This window comes from Noviherbaspirillum aerium (assembly GCF_008929045.1).
Classification (GTDB): domain Bacteria; phylum Pseudomonadota; class Gammaproteobacteria; order Burkholderiales; family Burkholderiaceae_D; genus Noviherbaspirillum; species Noviherbaspirillum aerium.
Map to the genome: position 1 here is coordinate 39,774 of NZ_VFAH01000013.1, position 23,686 is coordinate 63,459.

The window sequence follows — 23,686 nt, forward strand, 5'->3', positions numbered from 1 at the left end:
TTGAAATTTAATTCTAACTTAGAGTGAATCCATCGTCGATTTTGAAGAAAAAAACTGTCTCAAGCGTCATAAAATGCATTCATCGCCAAAACCATGAACGCTATATGTCCACAACCGAATTGCTCTGGGACATCAGTCCCGCGCTGTCACCAGCAACTCCAGTCTGGCCGGGGGACACGGTCTACAGCGCCGAACCGACCTGGAAAATAGAGCATGGCTGTCCGGTCCGTGTCAGCCGCTTCACCATGTCGACGCACACCGGAGCGCATTGCGATGCGCCGTCACACTATGACCCGGACGGAGAAGCTATCGATGCCGTCCCGCTGGATGCCTATCTCGGCCCTTGCCGCGTCATCGACTGCATTGGCGCGAAACGCATTGAACCGCACCATGTCGCGCAGGCATTGGAAAACAGCCCGCCGCGCCTGTTGCTGCGCACCTACGCCAATGCGCCTCAGGATCGCTGGGACGAGGGTTTCGCCAGTATCGCTCCCGAAACGATTTCCCTGCTGGCGCAACACCACGTGGTGCTGGTGGGTATCGATACCCCTTCGCTCGATCCGCAGGAATCCAAAACCATGGATGCCCATCACGCTGTTCGCGCCGCCCGGATTGCCATTCTGGAGGGCATCGTGCTGGACGCCGTCGCACCGGGCGACTATGAATTGATCGCCCTGCCCTTGAAACTTGCCGGCCTGGATGCCAGCCCGGTTCGCGCCGTCTTGAGGCGCCTGAAAGGAGATACCGCATGATCCCGCGTTCCCGCTGTACCGCCATGGATGCCGACGATGCGCTGCAGGCGCTGCGCGACCAGTTTGCATTGCCGGCCGGCGTCATTTACCTGGACGGCAATTCGCTGGGCGCAAGGCCGAAGAATGCACTCGACCGTGCAAGGCAGGTCGTCGAAGCGGAATGGGGCGACGACTTGATCCGCAGCTGGAACAAGGCCGGATGGTTCGATCTCCCGGCAAGATTGGGCGCGAAGCTCGCGCCGCTCATCGGAGCCTCCGCCGATGAAGTCGTGGTGACCGATTCCACCTCCGTCAATCTGTTCAAGGCACTCGCCGCAGCCTTGCGGCAGCAGGAAGAAATGCGTCCGCAGGAGAACCGCAGGACCATCGTCACCGAGCGCGCCAACTTCCCGACTGACGTATATATCGCGCAAGGACTCGCGTCATGGCTGGACCGCGGCTATGAAATCAGGCTGGTCGACTCGCATGACGAGCTGCCGCAGGTGATCGATGAGAAAACGGCGGTCGTGATGCTCACGCATGTCAACTACCGCACCGGGCGCATGCATGACATGGCTGGAGTCACGGCATTGGCCCACTCACGCGGCGCGCTGATGCTGTGGGACCTTGCCCACTCGGCCGGCGCCGTCCCGGTGGACCTGAACGGCGCCGATGCCGACTTTGCGGTCGGATGCACCTACAAATACCTGAATGGCGGCCCCGGCGCCCCGGCCTTCATCTGGGTGCCGGCACGCCATCAGGCGGCTTTTCGCCAACCGCTGTCCGGATGGTGGTCGCATGCGAGCCCGTTCACGATGCAGCCGCGTTTCGAGCCGATCGAAGGAATACGGCGGGCATTGTGCGGCACCCAGCCCATCACTTCGCTCGCGCTGGTCGAGTGCGGCCTGGACATCTTCATGCAGACCTCGATGGAAGCGATCCGCGCCAAGTCGCTGGCGCTTACCGACTTGTTCATCGAACTGGTGGAAACCCGATGCAGCCGGCACCCTCTCGAACTCGTCACGCCGCGCGAACATGCACAGCGCGGCAGTCAGGTCAGTTTCGCGCATCCGCACGGCTATGCGGTCATGCAGGCACTGATCGAGCGCGGCGTCATCGGCGACTATCGCGAACCGCATATCATGCGCTTCGGCTTTACGCCTCTCTATACCAGCTTTACCGATGTCTGGGATGCCGTTGAAACGCTTGCCGACATCCTCGACCGCAAACAATATGATCCTGACGCCCGGCGCGACGCGGTCACCTGATGGAGATACGAATGGAAAAGGAAAAACAATCCGGATCCTGGCATGGCGCCAAGATGGATTTCAGCACGGCGATGAGCTATGGCGACTATCTCGGTCTTGACCAGATACTGTCGGCGCAGCACCCGCGATCGCCCGACCACAACGAGATGCTGTTTATCGTCCAGCATCAAACCAGCGAACTATGGATGAAGCTGATGCTGCACGAACTGCAGGGCGCGCGGCGGCAGATGCATCAGGGCGATCTGCCGCCCGCCTTCAAGATGCTGGCCCGGGTCGCGCGCATCATGGACCAGCTGGTGCATGCCTGGGACGTGCTGGCCACCATGACGCCGCCGGAGTACACGGCCATCCGGCCCTACCTCGGCCAATCCTCCGGCTTCCAGTCCTTCCAGTACCGGGAAATCGAATTCATCCTGGGGAACAAGAATGCAGTGCTGCTGAGCGTTCATGAAACGTCGCCGGAAGTGCATGCCCGCCTCGACGCCGCCCTGCGCGCTCCGTCCATTTATGACGAGGCTGTCCTGGCCATGGCCCGCGCCGGATTGCCGGTCGACGAGGCCCGGCTGCATGCCGACTGGACGCAACCGACGACTGCCGACGAATCGGTCAAGGCCGCCTGGCTGGAAGTCTATCGAAACCCGTCCAAGCACTGGGCACTGTATGAACTGGCTGAAAAGCTGGTCGACCTCGAAACCGCTTTCCGCTACTGGCGTTTCCGCCATGTGACTACCGTCGAACGCATCATCGGATTCAAGACCGGCACCGGTGGCACTGCGGGCGCCAGCTACCTGAAAAAAATGCTGGAAGTCGTGCTCTTTCCCGAACTGTTCGCGCTGCGTACCGCCCTGTAGGCGGCGCCAGTACAAACGCTTCAATAGCACGAACAGCAATGGAATAGTATGGAAAATCAGGAGGATAGCGCCGCTGCAACAGGTATAATATCGCGCAAAGCAAAGAGCGAGTGGTGAGCAATTGATCAATGCGCTGTAGAGAAGTCCGCTTTCCCCCTCACGTTCGGGCCGCTTTTGACGCGGCCCGATTCATTTGGCGGGCCGGACATTCTATTTTGCTCATGCAGTATTCGCCATTACCGATACGCACCTATGTCAAATAACCAAGGCAGCAAGCCCATCGAACTCAAGATTTCAACGGTCGTCGCCGTGTCGGCGATCCTGCGCACGACCGAACTCGCCGCAATCGACGCGGCATTGAAACAGGCTACTGGCGGCGCCCCGGACTATTTTGATCATGATCTGGTTGTAGTCGATGTCAGCGGTTGCGGACAGGACATCGGCTCGATCGACTGGCCAGCCCTGACCGCGCTCTTTCGCACCTACCAGCTCAATCTCGTCGCCGTGCGCGGGGCGCCTTCGGATCTGCAATCGCAGATCGTCGCTCACGGCTTGAGCATCGATACGCTGGCCCAGCAGCGCCAGGAAACACGGGAATCAGAACCGGCTGCAATCCACGCCGCGCCGGCACCCGCTGCGGCGCCTCCTGCACCGACGGCTCCTGTCATTGAGCGCGTCGTGGAACGTGTTGAGGTGCCCACGGCCATGCCGGCGATGATCGTCGACGCTCCAGTCCGTGCCGGACAGCGCATCTATGCCCGCGGCAGCGACCTGATTGTCAATGCCATCGTCAACAATGGCGCCGAGCTGATTGCCGACGGCAGCATCCATGTTTATGCTCCCTTGCGCGGACGCGCGCTGGCAGGCGCCAGCGGCAATTCGGATGCCCGAATTTTCACCTTGAGCATGGAAGCCGAGCTGGTTTCCATCGCCGGCGTCTATCGCACATTCGACGGCGGCTTGCCCAAGGATCTGGCGAAACAGCCGGCACAGGTACGTCTTGAAGGCGACCGGATAGATATTCTGTCCATTCGCGCTTAGTCATTTGTCTATTAAGGAGTTTTTTGTGGCGAAAATCGTTGTTGTAACGTCCGGCAAGGGAGGCGTCGGCAAAACCACCTCCAGCGCCAGCTTTGCATCCGGGCTTGCCTTGCGCGGACACAAGACCGCAGTGATCGACTTCGACGTCGGCCTGCGCAATCTCGACCTCATCATGGGTTGCGAGCGTCGCGTCGTGTATGACCTGATCAACGTCATCAACAATGAAGCCACGCTGAACCAGGCGCTGATCAAGGACAAGCACTGCGAGAATCTGTTTGTCCTGCCGGCGTCCCAGACGCGCGATAAAGATGCGTTGACCGAAGCGGGCGTCGAGCGCGTCCTGAACGAACTGGCAAAGATGGATTTCGAGTACATCGTCTGCGATTCGCCGGCCGGCATCGAGCATGGCGCGGTGATGGCCCTGACCTTCGCTGACGAAGCCATCGTGGTCACCAACCCGGAAGTCTCTTCGGTCCGCGACTCCGACCGTATCCTCGGCATCATCCAGGCAAAATCGCGCCGCGCCCAGAAAGGCGGCGAGCCGGTCAAGGAACATCTGCTGATCACGCGTTATGTCCCCAAGCGGGTCGAAGCGGGCGAAATGCTATCCTACACCGATGTGCAGGAAATCCTGCGCATTCCGCTGATCGGCATCATTCCCGAATCCGAATCGGTACTCCACGCCTCGAACCAGGGCAATCCGGCCATCCACATGACCGGCTCGGATGTCTCCGAGGCTTATCAGGACGTGGTCGCACGCTTCCTCGGACATGAGGTGCCGCTGCGCTTTATCGCTTACGAAAAACCTGGCCTGTTCCAGAGACTCTTCAAAGGTAGGTGACATGGCGCTGCTCTCATTCCTGTTCAATACCAAGCCCAAGAGCGCAAGCGCGGCCAAGGAGCGCTTGCAGGTCATCATTGCGCGCGAGCGGAACGGCCGCGACGGCCCTGACTTTCTGCCCGCCCTGCACAAGGAATTGATCGAAGTGATTTCGAAGTACGCGAAGGTCAACGCCGACGACATCAAGATTTCTCTCGATCGCCAGGGCAACCTGGAAGTGCTGGATGTGAATGTGGTGCTGCCTGACGCCGCACCGGCGAAATAATCAAGGCATCATCCACGCTGCCTGGCCAGCCCATCCATGGGAATGGTCAGGCAGCTGCTTGCTGCTCCCGCCAGAACCTTTCAAGCTCAATCCATTTCCTGCCGCCCGGTCCGCGAGCTTGCTGCCCTGTCAGTGAAGCTGGTGCTTCAGATCGGATAGTTCCCGATGCGCCTGCATCACGACATCCCGCAGACTGCTATCCATTTCCTGCGGCGCATTTTCACATGCATCTTTCGCCCGGTCGCCGATCTGCTCCAGGTCGTCGACATACTGGCGGATGCGGCTTTCATCCTGTGACTGCATCATGTCATTGCTCTGCATGATTCGCTGGTCCAGCAGCTGCATGCTGTCCTTTACCGCCATCGGAACACCGTTGGTCGATTCGCAACGACGGGCGGCATCGTGAATGATGTCTTCCACATGACTCAGGCGCTGCTGTAATTCGTTTGTCTGCATCATGGTGTTTCTCCTTCCGCTGAATGGTGTCTGATCGACAAGGGTAAGTTTGATAAGCCCCTCGCGGGCGAGTTCCAGTCGCTCCGAAGAAAGCCGCCGATGGAGAAAGAGACCAGCCGGTGTCGACGCCTTGGGTTCCGCTGCTGTCGCATATATAGAGACAATTGCGTTGCAACCTGTATGCGCGAACTCGGATGATGACATTCTGTCAAAAGTTCGTGTTGCTCTTGCGTTGAGAGAGCTTTGTACTTTGTGAACAGCGAACGTCACTGGAGAACATCATGAGCTTTATGCGCCCGCGTTTCTTCCTTGTCATGATGGTCGGCCTTTTTTTCACCGAGCTCGCATGGGCCCAAGACACGCGATGGAAGACCGACCCGTTGTCTCCGGCGTCACCGTCAGGGATTCATGGCGCAGTGTCTGGGACCAATCCCTGGCAATACCAGCACAGCTATCATGCCCCTATTTATACCTATCCGCCTGTCATGACGGTGCCGGTTATACCCAAAGCCTACATGGAGAAAAACGCAAGAGAGATGCAGCGAAGCCATTGGCACTTCTATTGCCGGAATAGTCAAACCTATTTTCCTCATGCCAAGGATTGCCCTCAGGGCTGGGAAGTGGTAAATCTGCAGCCAGACTTGAGATGAACCATGAAAATCGACATTGCCGCACCCACGTCACTCGTATGCTTGATATTGCTCACCAGCGGATGTGCCGTGCCCTCACCCAATGCGCCTAGCGTCATGGTTCTCCCGGGGACGGGGAAAAACTTTGACCAGTTTCGTGCGGATAACGAGCTTTGCCGGCAGTTTGCATCGGAGCAGCTCAACAATGCCGGCGGCGAGAGCGCAATTACTGCAAGCGGAATCGGTTCGACTGCGCTGGGAACGGCGCTGGGTGCCGCAGCCGGTGCCGCAATCAACGGAGGACGAGGTGCGGCAGCTGGAGCAGGCGGCGGTTTTGCGCTCGGCGGGCTGGCCGGTATCAACGCGTCCGAAACAGCGGCAGGACGTCTGCAGCAGCGCTATGACATCAGCTATCAGCAATGCATGTATGCGAACGGGCACCGTCTCCCCTCCAGCGGCGGCATCATGGGACAATTCTTCCATGGCTTTTCGGGAAGGCCCGCAGCAGCCCCTTGAGTGCGTCAGAGAAATAGACTAACGCTTCGGTATCAGCATACCTTCCGCCTGCAACTTGCGCCCCGCATGGCGGTCTTAGTCCGTTCTTCCCGCCGCCCTCGCCTGCGCCCGAAGCGCTGCGCCCTTGCATTTCCGGTACAATCCGCCCCAACATGAATACCCCGAAAAACCTGTTTTCCTACCCCCGTTTCCGGCCTGACTACAACAAACCGGCGCCGTTTCTGCCGATGTCCCGCGCAGAGATGGACTCTCTCGGCTGGGACAGCTGCGACGTCATCCTGATCACCGGGGATGCCTATATCGATCACCCCAGCTTCGGCATGGCGCTGATCGGGCGGCTGCTGGAAAAACAGGGATTCCGCGTCGGCATCATCAGCCAGCCCGACTGGCATTCGGCGGAAGCATTCCGGGCGCTCGGCAAACCCAATCTCTATTTCGGCGTTACCGCCGGCAATATGGATTCGATGATCAATCGCTACACGTCGGACCGCAAGATCCGTTCCGAGGATGCGTATACCGCAGATGGCGATCCCAACAAGCGTCCCGACCGCGCGGTGACGGTCTATGCGCAGCGGGCGCGCGAAGCTTTTCCCGAGACGAATATCGTGATTGGCAGCATCGAAGCCAGCCTGCGCCGCATCGCGCATTACGACTACTGGTCCGACAAGGTCCGACGTTCGGTTCTTCCCGATTCCAAGGCGGATATCCTGCTCTACGGCAATGCCGAACGCGCGTTGGTGGAATTGACGCACCGCCTGGCTGCCGGCGAACCTATCCGTGCGATTCGCGATCTGCGCGGCACGGCATTCATGGTATCGCGCGACTGGAAGCCTGGCTCCGACTGGAGCGAAGCCAACTCGACGCGCTACGACACTCCCGGCCGCATCGAGCCGCATGCCGACCCTTATGAAATGAAGTCGAAGGAGCCCTCAAGCTGCGCGACGGATGCGGCCGTGCCTGCAGAGAAGCCTGTGCTGATCCTCAGCCGCGAAGAACGGCAGGCGGCACTCAGAGAGCAGCGCAACAAGACCGTCGTGCGGCTGCCAGCGTATGAAGCGGTGAAGGATGACCCGGTGCTCTATGCGCACACGTCCCGCATTCTTCACCTTGAATCCAACCCGGGCAACGCCCGTGCTCTGGTACAGGCGCACGGCGAGCGCGACGTATGGCTCAATCCCCCGCCGCTGCCGTTGGCGATGGACGAGATGGACGGCGTCTATGACCTGACCTATGCGCGCGCGCCGCATCCATCCTATGGCAAGGCCCGCATTCCTGCATGGGAAATGATCCGCTTCTCGGTCAACATCATGCGCGGCTGCTTCGGCGGCTGCACTTTCTGTTCGATCACAGAGCATGAAGGACGCATCATCCAGAGCCGTTCCGAGCCATCGATCCTGCGCGAAATCGAACTTATCCGCGACAAGACCAAGGGCTTCACAGGAACGATTTCGGACTTGGGCGGACCGACCGCGAACATGTATCGCCTTGCGTGCAAGGACAAGAAGATAGAGGAGTCATGCCGGCGCCTTTCGTGCGTTTATCCGAGCATCTGCGTCAACCTGAACACCGATCACAGCAAGCTGGTCCAGCTCTACCGCAAGGCGCGCGCCATTCCCGGAATCAAAAAGATTCTGGTCAGCTCGGGCTTGCGCTATGACCTCGCGGTGCGCTCGCCGGAGTATGTGAAGGAACTGGTGACGCATCATGTCGGCGGGCTGCTGAAAATTGCGCCGGAGCACTCCGAGGACGGTCCGCTTTCCAAGATGATGAAACCGGGCATGGGCTCGTATTACGCATTCAAGGAAATGTTCGAGCGCTTTTCGAAGGAAGCGGGCAAGGAACAGTACCTGATTCCCTACTTCATCGCAGCGCATCCGGGCACCACCGATGAAGACATGCTGAAGCTGGCGCTATGGCTCAAGCAAAACAATTTCCAGCTCGACCAGGTGCAGACCTTCCTTCCGACCCCGATGGCCATGGCAACTGCCATGTACCATGGACGCAAGAATCCGCTGCACAAGGTTTCCGCAGACTCGGAAACCGTGGAAACGGTACGGGCGGGCAAGATCCGGCGCCTGCACAAGGCATTCCTGCGCTATCACGACCCGGAAAACTGGCCGATGCTGCGCGAAGCCCTGCAACGCATGGGACGTGGCGACCTGATCGGCAGCAGCGACCGGCACCTTGTCCCCCGCTATGACACACCGGCAATGGGCATGGGCGGCAAGCTGTCGCAACGAACGATGCCGAAAGACCTCAACCGCACCAAGAAACCAGGCTCTTCGCCTTTGCAGGCGCAGCAGGCCCGCAGACCAAAACCTGCCGGCAACCGGCCAGGAAAGTTCAGTGCGCCGGCGAAGGCAGGCAGGAAATAAAACTGCTCACGCCAATCCCGTGTCTTCCCACGTCGGATGGCGTCAGCGGATTTTACATGGCAAGTCAGGGATGGTAGATCAGTAATCCATAGCGGGACTATGGACAATGGACGGCGAACGGAACGCGACCAGTCGGGAGAAAGCGCAGTCTCATGACATCGAATGACGCTCATTGGCACTAACCTGTGTTTGATAAGCGTCGCGAGCGGTTCGGAGTCGCGTTGCGTTCAGGAGCCCGAGCGCACGCGCACGAATGTACGCCGAGCACCGCAGGCGCGTCCCGGGATCGGCAGCAGCTTATCAAACACAGTCAAGTGCGAATTGCAGGTGGATGCACTTGTCGCTAAGCCTGCCTTTAGAGCGGATTGCGGATGAGTGTACGGAAGCATCGGTTTGCCTTGCCCTGCATTTCGAGACAGAGCAATTCGTCCCTACACTCCCCGCAATCCGCTCCAGGCGCTGGCATCCGCGCCCTTCCGTTTTAACTTGCAGGAATGGCAAACTATATACCGTAGCAATTTTGCAATTATTTGCGCGAGTCAACTCGCTTTGCGTATTCTCAATCAAATATTTGCAAAAGTTGCCTAAAAGACTATTGATTCGAAGAAGCTGTTCTATACAATGACTCAAGGCAATCGATTGCTTTATCTCAATGGGGACAGCATGCATAACGTACATCAAGACGTAGTCGTCATCCAGTCGGAAAAGACCTTCAACTACAACAAGCTTCAAGCCGCACTGTGCATCGCTTCCTCTGCCGCGGTAAGTATCGGCATGATCTACGCTGCGATTCAATGGATCGCCTGAAGTAACATTCCAGCGCCATGTCGGGGATGTCTACCGCATCCCCCTTCCACATCTATCTTTCTACATAACTGAGATAGAGATAGCTTGCGATCAGCAGTGTCAGCACGATACACGCAAACGCAAAGCCGATTCCCGCGCTCATACAAAACAATGCCGCGCAGAGGTAATTGGCACTCTGGGCGGACATATTCGACATGACATCTGACAGCACCCGCATGAGTTGCATCATGCAAAGTGCAATACCTGCCCACTTCCACATATAAAACGGCAAAACGCCACGCTGTTCGCGATTGTGCCGATAATTGGCAATACGCTGCTCCACTGTTCCGCGTCCCGCATCCTTGAACTTCCAGAACGGTATTGCAAGTCGCCAGATGTATTGAAGGAAAAGCTTTAACTTCTGGAACGGCATGCGTTCATTATTGTTCATAAGATCATAGCCTCCTGCCTATTAGTCAGGATTTGCCTCTTGCCGTTCAAAGGCCTTGGCTGATCGAAGGCGGGCTTCCTGGACGGGGCGCCTTCCGGCTATTCAGTCCGTGGTCCGCGAACCCTTTTCCCGGAAAGCCGTCAAGAGTTGAACAAGACGCATCTTTGATCATGCCCAGTTCGCGGGCAGTTCCTGAAAACCGGTTTCATTGCTTAGCCAAGAAGCGCTTGAGATAAACCTGCACGTACCGTTGGAATTTTCATGTCCGATACCATCCTCGTCGTTGAAGATAACCCGCTCGATATCGAACTCGTTCAAATTGCCATGGAAAAATGCGGATTTCCCCATGAAGTGGAAGTTGTTCGCGATGGTGAGGAAGCACTTGATTTCCTGCTCGCTTCAGGCGCCCATGCTTCCCGGGTGCGCGAGAATCCTGCCGTCATCGTCCTTGATCTGAAATTGCCAAGAATAAATGGCATTGAAGTGCTCGCGAAAATACGGCAAACCCCCGAACTGGCATCCATTCCGGTCATCATTCTTTCTGCTTCGGCTATCGACAAGGACCTGGAAGCAGCCCATGCGCTCGGCATCAGCAGCTATATCGTCAAGCCGATGGAATGGCAGGGTTTCAGTGAAAAACTCTGCCATGCGATGGAAGCTCAGACGTCGCACACGCGGCAATCAGCCTAAGATGCATTCATGAAAAAGGTCCTGAAATGCAAAAGGCCTGCGAGTGCAGGCCTTTGTTGGACCCATCCGCCGCAAAGAATGGCTATAAGATGGTGTCTTGAATTCTGGTGGACAGTACTGGGATTGAACCAGTGACCCCCGCCGTGTGAAGGCGGTGCTCTACCCCTGAGCTAACTGTCCGAGAGCTCGCTATTATGGCACAAATGCTCCGGCGAATCAATTTGCAGGAGCAGGTTCGGCACGCCAGATGCAGGTGCCTTTCACTTCCTTGTCGAGCTTGTCCAGCAGCGAGGCATGCTCGGCCAGTTCGCCGTCATCCGCCGCAAGCACAATCATCTCTTCCACAGGCGCAGCCGCGATGATCTGTTCAGCGTCCGCGTCAGGTTCATCTACGGCGAGTTCGATGGTCAGGCTGTTCTGGCCGCGCGTCATCGCGAGATAGACTTCCGCCAGCAACTCCGCATCCAGCAAGGCTCCGTGCAGCACACGGTGGGCGTTGGAGATGCCGTATCGATCACACAGCGCATCCAGGGAATTGCGCTTGCCGGGATGCAGTTCCTTCGCCTGCACCAGCGTATCGGTGACCATTTCGACATGTTCCTTGAAGCGCGGCAAGCCGAGGCGCTCGAACTCGGCATCGAGGAAGGCGAGGTCGAAGGGAGCGTTATGGATAATGATTTCGGCGCCGCGCACATAGTCGCGCAATTCAGCGGCGATTTCAGCGAACTTCGGCTTGTCGCTGAGGAATTCCGTGGTCAGGCCGTGTACCGCAAGCGCGCCCTCTTCCGAGTCGCGCTCCGGATTGATGTAGAGATGAAAATTGTTGCCCGTCAGTCTGCGGTTGACGATTTCCACGCAGCCGATCTCGATGATGCGGTCGCCGGAGCGGGGATTGAGGCCTGTGGTTTCAGTGTCGAGAACGATTTGTCGCATGTCTAGTGTGTAGCTGCAGCAGGTGTGGACAGCGCCCCGGGGACGGGCGCATGCGTTTTCTGGCGTGCAAAGAAAGTGTAAAACGTCGGAACGACGAACAAAGTCAGCAGTGTACCGAAAGTCATGCCGCCGACAATCACCCATCCGATCTGAATGCGCGATTCAGCGCCGGCGCCGGTGGCCAGTGCCAGCGGAACGGCGCCCAGCACCATCGCGCCGGTGGTCATGAGAATCGGACGCAGGCGCAGGACAGCCGCTTCGACAATGGCTTCCTGCAGTGCCTTGCCTTCCTCGCGCAACTGGTTGATGAACTCCACGATCAGGATACCGTGCTTGGTGATCAGGCCTACCAGCGTGATCAGGCCGATCTGGCTGTACACGTTCAGCGTGCCACCGGTCCATTGCAACGCCGCCAGCGCCCCTGCCATCGAAAGCGGCACGGTCAGCATGATGATGAAAGGATCGATGAAGCTTTCGAACTGGGCGGCAAGCACCAGGTAGATGAAGGCCAGGGCAAGAATGAAGGTCATCGCCAGGCTGCCGCTTGATGCGCGGTATTCGCGCGAGGAACCCGCCAGGTCGGTGGCATAGCCTGGCTTGAGGATGGCCTTTGCGGTGTCTTCCATGAAGTCGATCGCTTCACCCTGCGTGTATCCGTTGGCAAGATTGGCCGAGATGACGACGGCGCGGCGCTGTCCGAAGTGATTAAGCTCCCGCGGCGCCACAGCTTCCCGCACCTTCAGCAGACTGGACAACGGCACCATCTGCTCCTGCGCGCCGGGTGTCTTGCTGACCGCCCGGACGAAGATGTTGTTGATATCGTCCGGCGCGTCGCGCTCGCCGTTCTTGATCTGCACGATGACATCGTACTGATCGCCGCCCTTCTTGAAACGGGTCACGTTGCGGCCGCCGAGCATGGTTTCCAGCGTGCGGCCGACGGTCTCGATCTGCACGCCGGCATCGGCCGCCTTGTCGCGGTCCACTTCCACGTTCACCTGCGGCTTGTTGAGGCGCAGATCGGTGTCGATATTGGCCAGGCCGGGATTCTTGCCGGCTTCGGCCACGATGCGCTGAACAACCTGCTGCAATTCTTCATAGGAAGCGTTGCTCAGCACCACGAGATTGACCGGACGCTCGCGGATCGACTGGCCAAGAGAAGGCGGCGCATTCGGAAAGGCCAGCACGCCGGGCACGCCCGCCATCTTCGGCTGCATTTCCTTGATCATGTCTAGGGTGCTGCGATTGCGTTCGGACCAGTCGACGGTACGCATGAAGGCGACGCCGCGCTCGACCGTGGGATTGCCCGCGACGATGAAGACGCGGTCGATTTCCTTGGTCTCGGCGGCGATGCCTTCGAGCTGGCGCGCGTACTTCTCGGTATAGGCAAGCGATGCGCCGTCAGGTCCGGTCAGGGCGGTAAAGATGATTCCCCTGTCTTCCACGGGGGCCAGTTCCTTTTTCATGGTGCTTCCGAGCCACACCAGTCCGCCGATGACGACGAAGTACACCAGCACGACCAGCCAGCGCGCGCTAAGCGTCATCGTCAGCAGGCGGCGATAAGCGGCGGTCATGCCGTTCAATACGCTTTCGATGGCTCGGTAAATCACGCCATGCTGCTGAGCAGGCTGATGTTTCAGCAGCACCGAGCACATCATGGGTGACAGCGTGAGGGCGATGAAGCCGGAAACGATCACCGCACCGGCCAGCGTGAGCGCGAATTCCACGAACAGGCGTCCAGTGCGGCCCGGCGTGAATGCCACCGGGGCGTACACCGCAGCCAGCGTCATCGTCATCGCGATCACCGCGAAACCGATTTCCTTCGCGCCCCTGAGCGCCGCGTCAAAGGGGCGCATGCCATCCTCGATATGCCGGTAGATGTTTTCCAGCACGACAATCGCGTCGTCCACCACCAGGCCGATCGCCAGCACCAGCGCCAGCAGTGTCAGGGTGTTGATGGTGAAGCCGGCGAGCGACATCAGCGCGAACGCGCCGATCAGCGAGACGGGAATCGTCACCAGGGGGATGATGGAGGCACGGACCGAGCGCAGGAATACGAAAATCACCAGGGCGACGAGGATTACCGCTTCGCCGATGGTCTTGTACACCGAGCTGATCGAGCGTTCGATGAAGACGGTGTTGTCGACCGAAATGCTGATCCTGACGCCTTGCGGCTCCAGTTCCTCGTTCAGCTTCGGGAGTTCCGCCTTCACATACCCGGCCAGCTCCAGCGGGTTCGCAGTCGCCTGCCTAATCACGCCGAGCGACACCGCATTCTGGCCATTGAAGCGCACCGAGGAGCGTTCGACCGCCGGACCGATTTCCACGGTGGCGACATCGCGGATACGCACAGCATAGCCGTTGACGGTGCGCACCACGATATCTTCGAACTGGGTCGGCGTGGTCAGGTCGGTCTGGGAGACGACGGAAAATTCGCGCTGTTTCGATTCGATGCGTCCGGCGGGGATTTCGATGTTCTGCTTGCGCAGCGCGTCTTCCACATCCGCCGGCGCCAGCCTGTATGCCGCGAGCCTGTCGCGGTTGAGCCAGATGCGCATCGCATACTTGCGCTCGCCGTTGACGCGGACGTCGGCGGCGCCGGGCAGCAGTTGCAGGCGCGGCTTGACGATGCGGTTGGCGATGTCCGTCAGGTCGAGCGGCGACAGGGTATCGCTGGAGAACGACAGCCAGATGATGGGACTGGCATCGGCCTCGACCTTGGCGATCACCGGTTCCTCGATCGTCTGCGGCAGCTTCGAACGCACGCGCGATACGCGGTCGCGCACATCGTTGGCGCCCGAATCCGGGTCCTTCTCAAGACGGAAACGCACCGTGATCTGGCTTTGCTCGGCGCGGGAGATGGAGGTCAGCACATCGATGCCGTCAATGCCGGCGATCGAGTCCTCCATCGGCTTGGTGACCTGGGACTCGACGATTTCCGAACTCGCGCCGGGATAGCGGGTTTCCACCGTGACCACCGGTTCATCGATCTTGGGGTACTCGCGTACGGCCAGTCGCTTGTAGCAGACCAGGCCGATCAGTACGATCACCAGCGACATCACCGTCGCGAAGACCGGACGTCGGATGCAGATATCGGATAACACCATGGCAGGCTCCGCTCAGCTCTTGTTGGAAGGGGCGGCCGGTCCGTCCGGCGGTACGGGTCCGGTAGCGGATTTGCCGCCGGGCGCAATCCGGATCGGCGTGCCGTCACGCGACAGGCGGATCTGTCCGGCGGTGACGACAATGTCGCCCTCCTCCAGTCCCTGCGTGATCTCGACCTTGGCCGCGCGGCGCAGGCCGGTCTTGACCTCCACCTTCGACGCCTTGCCGTCGATCACTTTCCATACCATCGTTTTCGTGCCCTGCGGGACGATGGCCTCTTCAGGCACGACCAGCGCCCGCTCTCTTTCCGCAAGAATCAGGCGTACCCGGGCGAACATGCCTGGCTTGAGGCGGGCTTCGGGATTGGCGATGCGGCCGCGCAGCAACGCCGAGCGGCCAGAGCTGTCGACCTGCGGATCGATCGCATCGACGCTTGCGCGGAAAGGCTTGTTTGGCAGCGCGTCGACCAGCACTTCGAGAGCCTGGCCGGTGCGGGCGACGTCCGCGTAGCGTTCGGGGATACGGAAATCCACCTTGACGCTGGAAATGTCTTCCAGGTTGACCAGGTCGGCGCCATCCTTTACATAGTCGCCGACGCTGACGTTGCGAATGCCGACGATGCCTGAGAACGGCGCGCGGATTTCCAGCTTCGACAGGCGGGCTTCGGCCAGCGCCAGCTTGGCTTCCAGAACCTGAACGTTGGCTTGCGATTCATCACGTGCGCGTTCGGAAATGAACTTTTGCTTCGCGAGATCGGCGTTCCGCTCGAAGTTTGCCTTTGCAATGCCAAGCTCTGCCTTGGCCTGCTGCACCTCGGCCTGGTTCACCGTGGAATCGAAGGCGACGAGAACCTGTCCCTTCCTTACCTGCTGGCCATCCTTGAAGTTCAGTCTGGCGATCCGTCCTGCCACCTCCGGCCGGATCATGACCGCCTCATTGGACCGCAAGGTGCCGGTCGCATTCACGTCTTCGACCAGCCGCACCGCGGTCACGGGCGTCACATCGACCGCCGCAGGCCCCCCGGAGCCAGCCCTCTGCCCTGCCTTGCCAGCGTTGTCCGCCGGTTTGGCGGCGCCGGTCTGTTCGGCCGGGGTATGAGGCTTGCGCTGTTCGATATAGGCATAGGCGCCCAGCGTCATGATGCCCAGGGCCGCAACCGTGGGGTAAAGGAGTCTCCGTGGCTTCATTTTGTTTGAGTCGTTCTATGCGCTCGATAATGTGAGGGACGCTGTCCAGGTCCCGGGCACAATTTTTCCATTGTGCAACTGTAACACTATAGAACAGTTGCGCCGGCCGAAGCAACGCCCCGGTTGGCGAGGGCGTCGGCGCGCTCATTGCCGTCGTGGCCAGCGTGTCCTTTCACCCAGCGCCATTCAATCTGATGCGTCGACCGCGCAGCGTCCAGCGCCTGCCACAGATCGACATTCTTTACCGGCTCCTTGGAGGCGGTCTTCCATCCGCGGGCTTTCCAGCCGTGTATCCATTCGCTGATGCCTTTCTGCACATACTGGCTATCGGTATGAACAATGACTTCGCATGGCCTCTTCAAGGCCGACAAAGCCTCGATGACAGCCTTCAGTTCCATCCGGTTATTGGTCGTATTGAGCTCGCCGCCAAACATTTCCTTCCTGTGGGGGCCTGCTATCAGCAATGCACCCCAGCCGCCGGGGCCCGGGTTTCCCTTGCAGGCGCCATCGGTATAGATTTCAACTTTTTCCATGTTTCTACTTGTGTTTTTGTACGCGATTTGTCACGGGGACCCCTTGCGGCGCCTTGGCCGATTGCTTGATCCAGGCCGGTCCGATCAGGCGCATGCCGCGTACCCGCTTGACTGCCTGCACCATGTATACGGCGCCGAGATAGGGCCACCAGCGTTTGCCCGCCTCTTCCATGAAGGCGAAGCGGGTGAGCCATTTCTCCGTCAGGCAAGGCGGCGCATAACAGCCGAAATGGCCGCGGTTGACTTCCATGCTGAGCAGCTTGAGCCAGTCCTTCAGCCGCGGCAGGCTGATGAATTCCCCATGCTCGGGAAGAAAATGAGCGCCGGTCAGGCGTCCGGTCACCTGGCGCAGGCCCCACAGGCTGGCCGGATTGAAACCGCAGATGATGACCTGGCCTTCCGGTATCAGCACCCGCTCCACTTCCCGCAGAACCTGGTGGGGTTCCTCGGCGAATTCCAGCACATGGGGCAGCACGATGAGATCCAGGCTCTGCGAAGCGAACGGCAATTCGGCGAAGTCATGCACCACGACGATCGGCGTAGCGGCGGTGTTCGCCGGGTCGGACGGCATGTGGGTATCGGTCAGCCACTTGTTGGGCATGCGGTTGGCGCGCAGCGCGTTGATCTGCGGCAGGCCGATCTGCAAGGCATTGAATCCGAAGATATCGGCCGTCAGCATGTCGAGGCGCTCCTGCTGCCAGGCGCGAACGTAGCCGCCCACCGGCGTTTCGAGCCAGGGTCCGAGCGCTATAATGGCCTTTTCGGGCAAGGGATGATCCATCGTATGTTAAGTGTACTGACTGTACCGGCGTTCCAGGACAATTACTTGTGGCTGATTCACGATGGCGTAAACGCTGCAGTGGTCGACCCCGGCGACGCGGCGCCGATCCTCGACTGCCTGGATCGCCACGGCCTCGTCCTCTCTGCTATTTTACTGACACATCACCATGCTGACCATGTCGGTGGTGTCCCGCAATTGCTTGCGCGGTTTTCCGTACCGGTTTTTGGCCCGCGTCAAGAACCGATTCCAGGGATTACGTATCCTTTGAACGAGGGCAACTCCGTGACGGTCCCGAAACTGGGGCTTGAACTTAAGGTGCTGGATGTACCGGGCCATACCCGTGGACACATTGCCTATCATGCACCGAAGGAGTCCTGGCTTTTCTGCGGCGACACCCTGTTCGCAGGCGGCTGCGGCCGTCTGTTCGAAGGCACGCCGGAACAGATGGTGAATTCGCTGGAAAAGCTTGCCGCCCTGCCCGGCGATGTCAAGGTGTACTGCGCGCACGAATATACCCTTTCAAACTTGCGCTTTGCCCTTGAAGTAGACCCTGCCAACGATGCATTGCAGGAACGTTTCGCCAGAGAACAGGCAAAGCGCAATCGCGACGAACCGACAATACCGTCGACTATTGCGATCGAAAAGGAAACCAATCCTTTTCTGCGATATCGCGAGCCAGCAATTGCAGACCGGCTGATGACAACCGGACATGTTTCCTCAAGGGAACCAATTGCCGTATTTGCTGCCCTAAGGCAATGGAAAAATTCCTTCCGCTGAAAACAACGCGGAACCGTTGTCATCGTGATATCGAACAGCATGCAAGTGCCGATAAATCTTGACGCAGGAAAACACCATTACGTAAACTCCGTCGATTCAACCGGGCGCCCTGGCTGCCCTTCATCCACAGCAAGTGAGGACTCATGCATCCGCTGAAAAAAAGAACATCTCGTTTTGCAGCGCTTCTCCTCCTCGGCGCCCCGGTCGCCACCTCGGCAGCAGATCTTTCCCTCCCGCTCTACAACTGGTCGCAGGTTTCCTCGATGGAGCGGCCCTACGATCCGAACGATCCATTGATACAGATATTGTCAATGGAAGAAGTTGATGTCTGGGCGCGCATCCGCAAGGGTTTCGGCATTCCGGACCTCGACAACCCGCTGGTGGTCAGCCAGACCCAGTTTTACAGCTCGCGCCCGGATTACTTCGTGCGCACCACCACCCGGGCGTCGCGCTATCTGTTCCATGTGGTTCAGGAACTTGAGAAGCGCAACATGCCCACCGAGCTGGCGCTGCTGCCTTTCATCGAATCCTCATTCAACCCGCAGGCGTATTCCACCGCGCATGCGGCGGGCATGTGGCAGTTCATCCCCTCGACCGGCCGCGACTTCAACCTGACGCAGAGCACGTTCAAGGACGAACGCCGCAACGTGCTGGCCTCGACCGAAGCGGCGCTCACCTACCTGCAGAAACTCTACGGCATGTTCGGCGACTGGCAGCTGGCACTGGCCGCCTACAACTGGGGCGAAGGCTCGGTGCAGCGCGCCATCAACAAGGCGCGCGCCGCCAACCAGCCTATCGATTTCAACAGCCTGTCGCAGTACATGCCCCTGGAAACGAAGAACTACGTTCCCAAGCTGCAGGCGGTCAAGAACATCATCGCCGCGCCTGCCGAATACGCCATCACCTTGCCGAAAGTGGACAACCAGCCCTATTTCGTCACCATCGGCAAGACGCGCGATATCGATATCAAGGTCGCCGCCCAGCTGGCCGAGCTGTCTATTGACGAATTCAAGGCGCTCAACCCGCAATTCAACAAACCGGTGATCGCCGGCAGCTCCGACACGCAGATCCTGCTGCCCCAGAGCAATGCCGAGAAGTTCAAGGCCAATCTCGGCAAATGGGGACGCGCGCTGTCGTCCTGGACCGCGCACAAGGTGACCAACGCCCGCGAACGCATCGAATCGATCGCGTCCAAGTTCGGCACGACCCCGGAGGTGATTCGGGAAGTCAACAATATTCCGCCGAAGATGGTGGTCAAGGCGGGTTCGACCCTGCTGGTGCCGAAGCCGGAGCATGCTCCGGAAAAGGATATCGCTCCGGAGCTGGTGGATTCGGCAATGATGATCACCGCACCCGACATCCCGGAAACACGGCGCATCTGGGTCAAGGTGGGCAAGAAGGACACCCTGACTTCGATCGCACAGCGCAACCGCGTGAGCGTTTCCCAGATCAGGGATTGGAACAATCTCAAGCAGGACAAGGTGGCGGCCGGGACTTCGCTGCAGCTGGAAGTACCGAACCGGCAAGCCGCAGCGCCGGCCCGTCAGGCTTCGCCCCCTTCAAAGCAGGCCGCGCAGAAGGCCCCGGTACGCCAGGTCGCCAAGCAGGCGCCGGCTTATCGCAAGGCGCCGCCCGCACCGCCGCGCAAGACCGTGGCGACCAATACGAAAAAGAAGTCGAGCTGAGCGGTTAACAAGCTTGTGCAGGATTGGAGTGCAGGCCCCGGCGCCTGCACTTTTCATTTCCGCGCCGGGCATTTCCGCGTCAGGCGTTGACCGGCGTGCCTTCGGCCGTACTTAGCGTGGAATAAGTCGATGCCGCGAGCAGGCGCTTCGTGTAAGCCTCTTTCGGGTGGTTGAGCACTTCCTCGGTGGTGCCACGCTCGACGATCTTGCCGTCCTTCATCACCATCACCCGGTGCGCCATCGCGCGGATGACGGCGAGATCATGGCTGATGAAAACATAGGCAATGCCGTACTTGCGCTGCAATTCCGCAAGCAACTGCAGCACCTGCTGCTGCACCGATACGTCGAGCGACGATGTCGGCTCGTCGAGCAGGATCAGCTCCGGCTTGAGCACCAGCGCGCGCGCAATCGCAATGCGCTGGCGCTGGCCGCCGGAGAATTCATGCGGATAGCGCGTCATCATTTCGGGGGCAAGTCCGACTTCCTGCAAGGCGGCGGCCACCGCATCGCGCAGGCCCTGGCTGCCAAGCCCGGGCTGGTGCAACTCCAGTCCCTCGCCGACGATCTGCTCGATCGTGCGGCGCGGCGACAGCGAAGCGAACGGGTCCTGGAATACGACCTGCATCTTCGCCCGCAGGGGCCGCAAGGCCGTGCTTTTCATTTCGCTGATCGGATGGCCGATAAAGGAAATGCGCCCGCTCACGGCGGCGGATGACAGCCGCACCAAGGCCATGCCGAGCGTCGACTTGCCGGAACCGGATTCGCCGACGATGCCCAGGGTTTCATGCGGCCTCAGCTGCACATCGACGCCATCGACGGCGACGAAAGGCTCCTTCCTGAACAAGCCCTTCTTGATCGAGAACGTGCAGCGCAGCGGGTCGGTGGCCAGCAGCGGCATGGCGTCTTCGCCAACCTCCTCCACCATGCGCTGCGGATGGCTTGCGAGCAGCTTGCGGGTGTACGGTTCGCGCGGATTGGCGAACAATTCATGGGTGCTCGCCGTTTCGATCAGCCGGCCCTTTTCCATTACACCGACGCGGTCCGCGAAATGACGCACGAGGTTGAGGTCGTGCGTGATCATCAGCACGGCCATGTTCTCTTCCCGCTGCAGCTGGTTGAGCAATTCCAGTATCTGTACCTGGATGGTCACGTCCAGCGCCGTGGTCGGCTCATCGGCAATCAGCAGCTTCGGCTTGCAGGCCAGCGCCATGGCGATCATCGCACGCTGGCGCTGGCCGCCGGACAGCTGGTGAGGATAGGCCATGGCGCGGCGCGCCGGTTCGGGAATGCCGGTCTTGTCGAGCAGGTCGACGGTACGCCGCGCGGCTTCCTTCGCATTGATGCCTTCGTGCAGCATCAGCACTTCCGCGATCTGGTTGCCGATGGTGAACAGCGGATTGAGCGCGGTCATCGGTTCCTGGAAGATCATGGCGATATCCTTGCCGCGCACCGCACGCATCGCGCGTTCGGGCTTTTGCAGCAAGTCCTCGCCGGCGAACACGATGCGGCCGCCATATTCGGCGTCATGATTCAAGCGCAGGATGGCCAGCGAGGTGACGGTCTTGCCCGATCCCGACTCACCCACCAGCGCAAACTTTTCGCCCGGCGCGATGCTGAAGCTGACATCGTTGACCACGGTCGATGAGCCGAAGCCGACGCGCAGATTCTGTACTTCGAGCAGGCTCATGCCTTCCTCCGCACGTCCATGGCATTGCGCAGCGCATCGCCGATATTGGTGAGCAGGAGAAGGGTCATCGTCAGCACCAGGAAAGTTGACATTGCGATCCACCAGGCGTCCAGGTTGTTCTTGCCCTGCGCCAGCAACTCGCCCAGGCTGGGCGTGGATGGCGGCACGCCGAGTCCGAGGAAGTCCAGGCTGGTCAGGGCGAGAATCGCGGCGCTCATGCGGAAAGGCAGGAAGGTGATCACCGGCGTCATGCTGTTGGGCAGCACATGGCGCAGGATGATCTGCCGGTTCGACAGCCCCAGCGCACGGGCGGCCTGCACATATTCGAGATTGCGGTTGCGCAGGAAATCGGCGCGCACATAGTCCGACAGGCCCATCCAGCCGAACAGCGAAAGCAGGACCAGCAGCAATCCCAGGCTGGGCTGGAAGATGGAAGCGAAAATGATCAGCAGGTAAAGCTCGGGCATGGAGCCCCAGATTTCCATGAAGCGCTGGAACAGCAGATCCGTCTTGCCGGCGAAGTAGCCCTGAAGCGCGCCGGTGATCAGGCCGAGGATCACGCCGGTGATCGTCAATGCCAGTCCGAACAGGACCGACACCCGGAAACCGTACAGCAGCCTGGCGAAGACGTCGCGTCCGCGGTCGTCGGTGCCGAGCCAGTTATCGGCCGAGGGCGGCGCCGGATTGGGCGACTTGGCGAAGTAGTTGAGCGTGTCGAAGCGATAGCGGTTGACGGGATAGACCGCCCAGTTGCCGTCCTTCTGGAACTGGTCCTGGATGAAGGGATCGAGAAAATCCGCCGGCGTATCGAAATCGCCGCCGAAGACCTTTTCCGAATAGTCGGTCAGGATCGGAAACATGGTCTGGCCGTTGTAGCGCACGATCAGCGGCTTGTCGTTCGAGATGGCCTCCGCCAGCAGGCTGACGACGAACAGGATGCTGAAGATGATGAGGCTGACACAGCCCCGGCGGTTCTGCTTGAAGCGCAGCCAGACGCGCTTCCACGGGGAGACGGATGAGATCGGCTTGTTTGGAGTCATCGGCTCAGGCTTTCGAATTGCACGCGCGGATCGGCCCACACATAAAGGAGATCGCCGATCAGCTTGACGACCAGGCCGATCAGTGTGAACAGGTAAAGCGTTCCCATGACGACAGGATAATCGCGCCGAATCACCGACTCATACGACAGCAGGCCGAGGCCATCGAGCGAGAACAGCGTTTCGATCAGCAGGCTGCCGGTGAAGAAGGCGCCGATGAAGGCCGCAGGGAATCCGGTCACGAGCGGAATGAGCGCATTGCGGAACACATGCTTGTACAGCACGGTCTTCTCGCTCAGGCCCTTGGCGCGCGCGGTCAGCACATACTGCTTGCGGATCTCTTCGAGGAAGGTGTTCTTGGTCAGCAGCGTCATCACCGCGAACGAGCCCGCGACCGATGCGAGGACAGGCAGCGTGATATGCCACAGATAATCCAGCACCTTGCCCGTCAGCGACAGCTGCTCCCAGTTGTCGGAAGTCAGCCCGCGCAGCGGAAACCACTGCACGAAACTGCCGCCGCCGAACATCACCAGCAGGAACACGCCGAGCACGAATCCGGGGATCGAATAGCCGATCAGCACCGCGATGCTGGTGGCGACGTCGAACCGGCTGCCTTCGCGCACCGCCTTGGCGATGCCCAATGGCAGCGAGATGAAATACGTGAGGAAGAAAGTCCACAACCCCAGACTGATCGATACCGGCAGCTTGGATTTCACCAGGTTCCAGACATCCATGTGATGGTAGAAGCTTTGCCCGAGATCGAAGGTGAGAAAGCCCTTGAACATCTGCGCGAAGCGTTCCAGCGGCGGCTTGTCGAATCCGTACAGCGCCTGGATCTCCTTGACCCGCTCCGCATCGACGCCTTGCCGGCCGCGGTACTCGGAGCCGCCTCCGCCGCCGACTTCACCGGCGCCGACCTGCCCTTTCTTCAATTCCATCAGCGCCTGTTCCACCGGACCTCCCGGCACGAACTGGATCACCGCGAACGTGATGGCGATGACGCCGAACAGCGTCGGAATCATCAGCAGGATGCGCTTTGCAATATAGGACCAGATATTCATGTC

At 59.7% G+C, this 23,686-nt stretch carries 23 protein-coding genes and 1 tRNA gene; 13 read left to right on the plus strand and 11 right to left on the minus strand.

Annotation, left to right across the window (positions count from 1 at the left end):
* Positions 1-104 precede the first annotated feature (104 nt).
* The 6 genes from kynB to minE all read left to right on the plus strand — a co-directional run bounded on the left by kynB (position 105) and on the right by minE (position 4,997).
* Positions 105-752, plus strand: coding sequence for an arylformamidase (gene kynB / locus FH061_RS18195; RefSeq protein ID WP_151637258.1), 648 nt, complete (start codon positions 105-107; stop codon positions 750-752).
* Positions 749-1,999, plus strand: a complete 1,251-nt coding sequence (kynU, locus tag FH061_RS18200; RefSeq protein ID WP_151637259.1) for a kynureninase — start codon at positions 749-751, stop codon at positions 1,997-1,999. Before kynB ends, kynU begins: the two co-directional genes overlap by 4 nt.
* An 11-nt stretch (positions 2,000-2,010) precedes the next feature.
* Positions 2,011-2,850 carry a tryptophan 2,3-dioxygenase gene (gene kynA / locus FH061_RS18205; protein WP_192805126.1) on the plus strand — a complete coding sequence of 280 codons (840 nt, stop codon included), beginning with the start codon at positions 2,011-2,013 and terminating at the stop codon, positions 2,848-2,850.
* 252 nt (positions 2,851-3,102) lie between these two features.
* Entirely contained in the window at positions 3,103-3,891 is a 789-nt protein-coding gene (minC, locus tag FH061_RS18210) for a septum site-determining protein MinC (RefSeq protein ID WP_151637261.1), read from the plus strand.
* A gap of 25 nt (positions 3,892-3,916) precedes the next feature.
* On the plus strand, positions 3,917-4,732 hold the full coding sequence (gene minD / locus FH061_RS18215; protein WP_151637262.1) for a septum site-determining protein MinD: 816 nt from the start codon (positions 3,917-3,919) through the stop codon (positions 4,730-4,732).
* 1 nt (position 4,733) lies between these two features.
* The gene (gene minE, locus FH061_RS18220) at positions 4,734-4,997 is read left to right on the plus strand and encodes a cell division topological specificity factor MinE (RefSeq protein WP_151637263.1); all 264 of its coding nucleotides are present in this window, start codon (positions 4,734-4,736) and stop codon (positions 4,995-4,997) included.
* A gap of 129 nt (positions 4,998-5,126) precedes the next feature.
* On the opposite strand, the gene FH061_RS18225 is transcribed toward minE, so the two are convergent.
* Positions 5,127-5,456: a hypothetical protein gene (locus FH061_RS18225; RefSeq protein WP_151637264.1), complete on the minus strand. Its 330-nt coding sequence runs from the start codon at positions 5,454-5,456 to the stop codon at positions 5,127-5,129.
* 278 nt (positions 5,457-5,734) lie between these two features.
* Here FH061_RS18225 and FH061_RS18230 point away from each other — a divergent pair, with 278 nt between their 5' ends.
* From FH061_RS18230 to FH061_RS30550, 4 genes are all read left to right on the plus strand, one after another.
* A complete protein-coding gene (locus FH061_RS18230) occupies positions 5,735-6,103 on the plus strand; it encodes a hypothetical protein (RefSeq protein ID WP_151637265.1) in 369 nt (122 codons plus the stop codon).
* A gap of 3 nt (positions 6,104-6,106) precedes the next feature.
* Positions 6,107-6,598, plus strand: a complete 492-nt coding sequence (locus tag FH061_RS18235; protein ID WP_151637266.1) for a hypothetical protein — start codon at positions 6,107-6,109, stop codon at positions 6,596-6,598.
* 152 nt (positions 6,599-6,750) lie between these two features.
* Entirely contained in the window at positions 6,751-8,973 is a 2,223-nt protein-coding gene (locus tag FH061_RS18240) for a YgiQ family radical SAM protein (RefSeq protein ID WP_151637267.1), read from the plus strand.
* A 663-nt stretch (positions 8,974-9,636) separates the two neighbouring features.
* Entirely contained in the window at positions 9,637-9,780 is a 144-nt protein-coding gene (locus tag FH061_RS30550; RefSeq protein ID WP_192805127.1) for a hypothetical protein, read from the plus strand.
* 52 nt (positions 9,781-9,832) lie between these two features.
* Here FH061_RS30550 and FH061_RS18245 read toward each other — a convergent pair whose 3' ends face one another.
* Complete coding sequence (locus tag FH061_RS18245) at positions 9,833-10,210, minus strand: hypothetical protein (protein ID WP_151637268.1); 378 nt, start codon at positions 10,208-10,210, stop codon at positions 9,833-9,835.
* A gap of 261 nt (positions 10,211-10,471) precedes the next feature.
* Here FH061_RS18245 and FH061_RS18250 point away from each other — a divergent pair, with 261 nt between their 5' ends.
* Positions 10,472-10,900 (plus strand): response regulator, encoded by a 429-nt coding sequence (locus FH061_RS18250; protein ID WP_151637269.1) that lies wholly within the window; start codon positions 10,472-10,474, stop codon positions 10,898-10,900.
* Between the two features lie 105 nt (positions 10,901-11,005).
* Here the strand turns inward: FH061_RS18250 and FH061_RS18255 are convergent.
* The 6 genes from FH061_RS18255 to FH061_RS18280 all read right to left on the minus strand — a co-directional run bounded on the left by FH061_RS18255 (position 11,006) and on the right by FH061_RS18280 (position 17,436).
* Positions 11,006-11,080, minus strand: a tRNA-Val gene (locus FH061_RS18255).
* Positions 11,081-11,116: 36 nt separating this feature from the next.
* On the minus strand, positions 11,117-11,833 hold the full coding sequence (dnaQ, locus tag FH061_RS18260; RefSeq protein WP_151637270.1) for a DNA polymerase III subunit epsilon: 717 nt from the start codon (positions 11,831-11,833) through the stop codon (positions 11,117-11,119).
* A gap of 2 nt (positions 11,834-11,835) precedes the next feature.
* A complete protein-coding gene (locus tag FH061_RS18265; RefSeq protein WP_151637271.1) occupies positions 11,836-14,937 on the minus strand; it encodes an efflux RND transporter permease subunit in 3,102 nt (1,033 codons plus the stop codon).
* Positions 14,938-14,949: 12 nt separating this feature from the next.
* Positions 14,950-16,122, minus strand: coding sequence for an efflux RND transporter periplasmic adaptor subunit (locus tag FH061_RS18270; RefSeq protein WP_151637272.1), 1,173 nt, complete (start codon positions 16,120-16,122; stop codon positions 14,950-14,952).
* An 86-nt stretch (positions 16,123-16,208) separates the two neighbouring features.
* Positions 16,209-16,655 carry a ribonuclease HI gene (rnhA, locus tag FH061_RS18275; protein ID WP_151637273.1) on the minus strand — a complete coding sequence of 149 codons (447 nt, stop codon included), beginning with the start codon at positions 16,653-16,655 and terminating at the stop codon, positions 16,209-16,211.
* Positions 16,656-16,659: 4 nt separating this feature from the next.
* Complete coding sequence (locus FH061_RS18280; RefSeq protein ID WP_151637274.1) at positions 16,660-17,436, minus strand: class I SAM-dependent methyltransferase; 777 nt, start codon at positions 17,434-17,436, stop codon at positions 16,660-16,662.
* A gap of 3 nt (positions 17,437-17,439) precedes the next feature.
* Between FH061_RS18280 and gloB the strand changes: the two genes are divergently transcribed.
* Entirely contained in the window at positions 17,440-18,213 is a 774-nt protein-coding gene (gene gloB / locus FH061_RS18285; protein WP_151637275.1) for a hydroxyacylglutathione hydrolase, read from the plus strand.
* Between the two features lie 143 nt (positions 18,214-18,356).
* Positions 18,357-19,898 (plus strand): transglycosylase SLT domain-containing protein, encoded by a 1,542-nt coding sequence (locus FH061_RS18290; RefSeq protein WP_192805128.1) that lies wholly within the window; start codon positions 18,357-18,359, stop codon positions 19,896-19,898.
* A 79-nt stretch (positions 19,899-19,977) separates the two neighbouring features.
* Here FH061_RS18290 and FH061_RS18295 read toward each other — a convergent pair whose 3' ends face one another.
* The 3 genes from FH061_RS18295 to FH061_RS18305 are packed head-to-tail and all read right to left on the minus strand — an operon-like array spanning position 19,978 to position 23,683.
* Positions 19,978-21,585 (minus strand): ABC transporter ATP-binding protein, encoded by a 1,608-nt coding sequence (locus tag FH061_RS18295; RefSeq protein WP_151637276.1) that lies wholly within the window; start codon positions 21,583-21,585, stop codon positions 19,978-19,980.
* Positions 21,582-22,625, minus strand: coding sequence for an ABC transporter permease (locus tag FH061_RS18300; protein WP_151637277.1), 1,044 nt, complete (start codon positions 22,623-22,625; stop codon positions 21,582-21,584). The genes FH061_RS18295 and FH061_RS18300 overlap by 4 nt, the downstream gene beginning before the upstream one ends.
* Complete coding sequence (locus tag FH061_RS18305; RefSeq protein ID WP_151637278.1) at positions 22,622-23,683, minus strand: microcin C ABC transporter permease YejB; 1,062 nt, start codon at positions 23,681-23,683, stop codon at positions 22,622-22,624. Before FH061_RS18305 ends, FH061_RS18300 begins: the two co-directional genes overlap by 4 nt.
* Between the last annotated feature and the right edge of the window lie 3 nt (positions 23,684-23,686).

Coding starts and splice junctions, on each gene's coding strand:
- FH061_RS18300 (WP_151637277.1), bottom strand. CDS start 22,625: ATGACTCCAAACAAGCCGATCTCATCCGTCTCCCCGTGGAAGCGCGTC.
- minE (WP_151637263.1), top strand. CDS start 4,734: ATGGCGCTGCTCTCATTCCTGTTCAATACCAAGCCCAAGAGCGCAAGC.
- FH061_RS18265 (WP_151637271.1), bottom strand. CDS start 14,937: ATGGTGTTATCCGATATCTGCATCCGACGTCCGGTCTTCGCGACGGTG.
- minC (WP_151637261.1), top strand. CDS start 3,103: ATGTCAAATAACCAAGGCAGCAAGCCCATCGAACTCAAGATTTCAACG.
- FH061_RS18240 (WP_151637267.1), top strand. CDS start 6,751: ATGAATACCCCGAAAAACCTGTTTTCCTACCCCCGTTTCCGGCCTGAC.
- FH061_RS18225 (WP_151637264.1), bottom strand. CDS start 5,456: ATGATGCAGACAAACGAATTACAGCAGCGCCTGAGTCATGTGGAAGAC.
- kynB (WP_151637258.1), top strand. CDS start 105: ATGTCCACAACCGAATTGCTCTGGGACATCAGTCCCGCGCTGTCACCA.
- kynU (WP_151637259.1), top strand. CDS start 749: ATGATCCCGCGTTCCCGCTGTACCGCCATGGATGCCGACGATGCGCTG.
- FH061_RS18235 (WP_151637266.1), top strand. CDS start 6,107: ATGAAAATCGACATTGCCGCACCCACGTCACTCGTATGCTTGATATTG.
- dnaQ (WP_151637270.1), bottom strand. CDS start 11,833: ATGCGACAAATCGTTCTCGACACTGAAACCACAGGCCTCAATCCCCGC.
- gloB (WP_151637275.1), top strand. CDS start 17,440: ATGTTAAGTGTACTGACTGTACCGGCGTTCCAGGACAATTACTTGTGG.
- kynA (WP_192805126.1), top strand. CDS start 2,011: ATGGAAAAGGAAAAACAATCCGGATCCTGGCATGGCGCCAAGATGGAT.
- FH061_RS18250 (WP_151637269.1), top strand. CDS start 10,472: ATGTCCGATACCATCCTCGTCGTTGAAGATAACCCGCTCGATATCGAA.
- FH061_RS18295 (WP_151637276.1), bottom strand. CDS start 21,585: ATGAGCCTGCTCGAAGTACAGAATCTGCGCGTCGGCTTCGGCTCATCG.
- FH061_RS18280 (WP_151637274.1), bottom strand. CDS start 17,436: ATGGATCATCCCTTGCCCGAAAAGGCCATTATAGCGCTCGGACCCTGG.
- rnhA (WP_151637273.1), bottom strand. CDS start 16,655: ATGGAAAAAGTTGAAATCTATACCGATGGCGCCTGCAAGGGAAACCCG.
- FH061_RS18270 (WP_151637272.1), bottom strand. CDS start 16,122: ATGAAGCCACGGAGACTCCTTTACCCCACGGTTGCGGCCCTGGGCATC.
- FH061_RS18290 (WP_192805128.1), top strand. CDS start 18,357: ATGCATCCGCTGAAAAAAAGAACATCTCGTTTTGCAGCGCTTCTCCTC.
- FH061_RS30550 (WP_192805127.1), top strand. CDS start 9,637: ATGCATAACGTACATCAAGACGTAGTCGTCATCCAGTCGGAAAAGACC.
- FH061_RS18305 (WP_151637278.1), bottom strand. CDS start 23,683: ATGAATATCTGGTCCTATATTGCAAAGCGCATCCTGCTGATGATTCCG.
- FH061_RS18230 (WP_151637265.1), top strand. CDS start 5,735: ATGAGCTTTATGCGCCCGCGTTTCTTCCTTGTCATGATGGTCGGCCTT.
- FH061_RS18245 (WP_151637268.1), bottom strand. CDS start 10,210: ATGAACAATAATGAACGCATGCCGTTCCAGAAGTTAAAGCTTTTCCTT.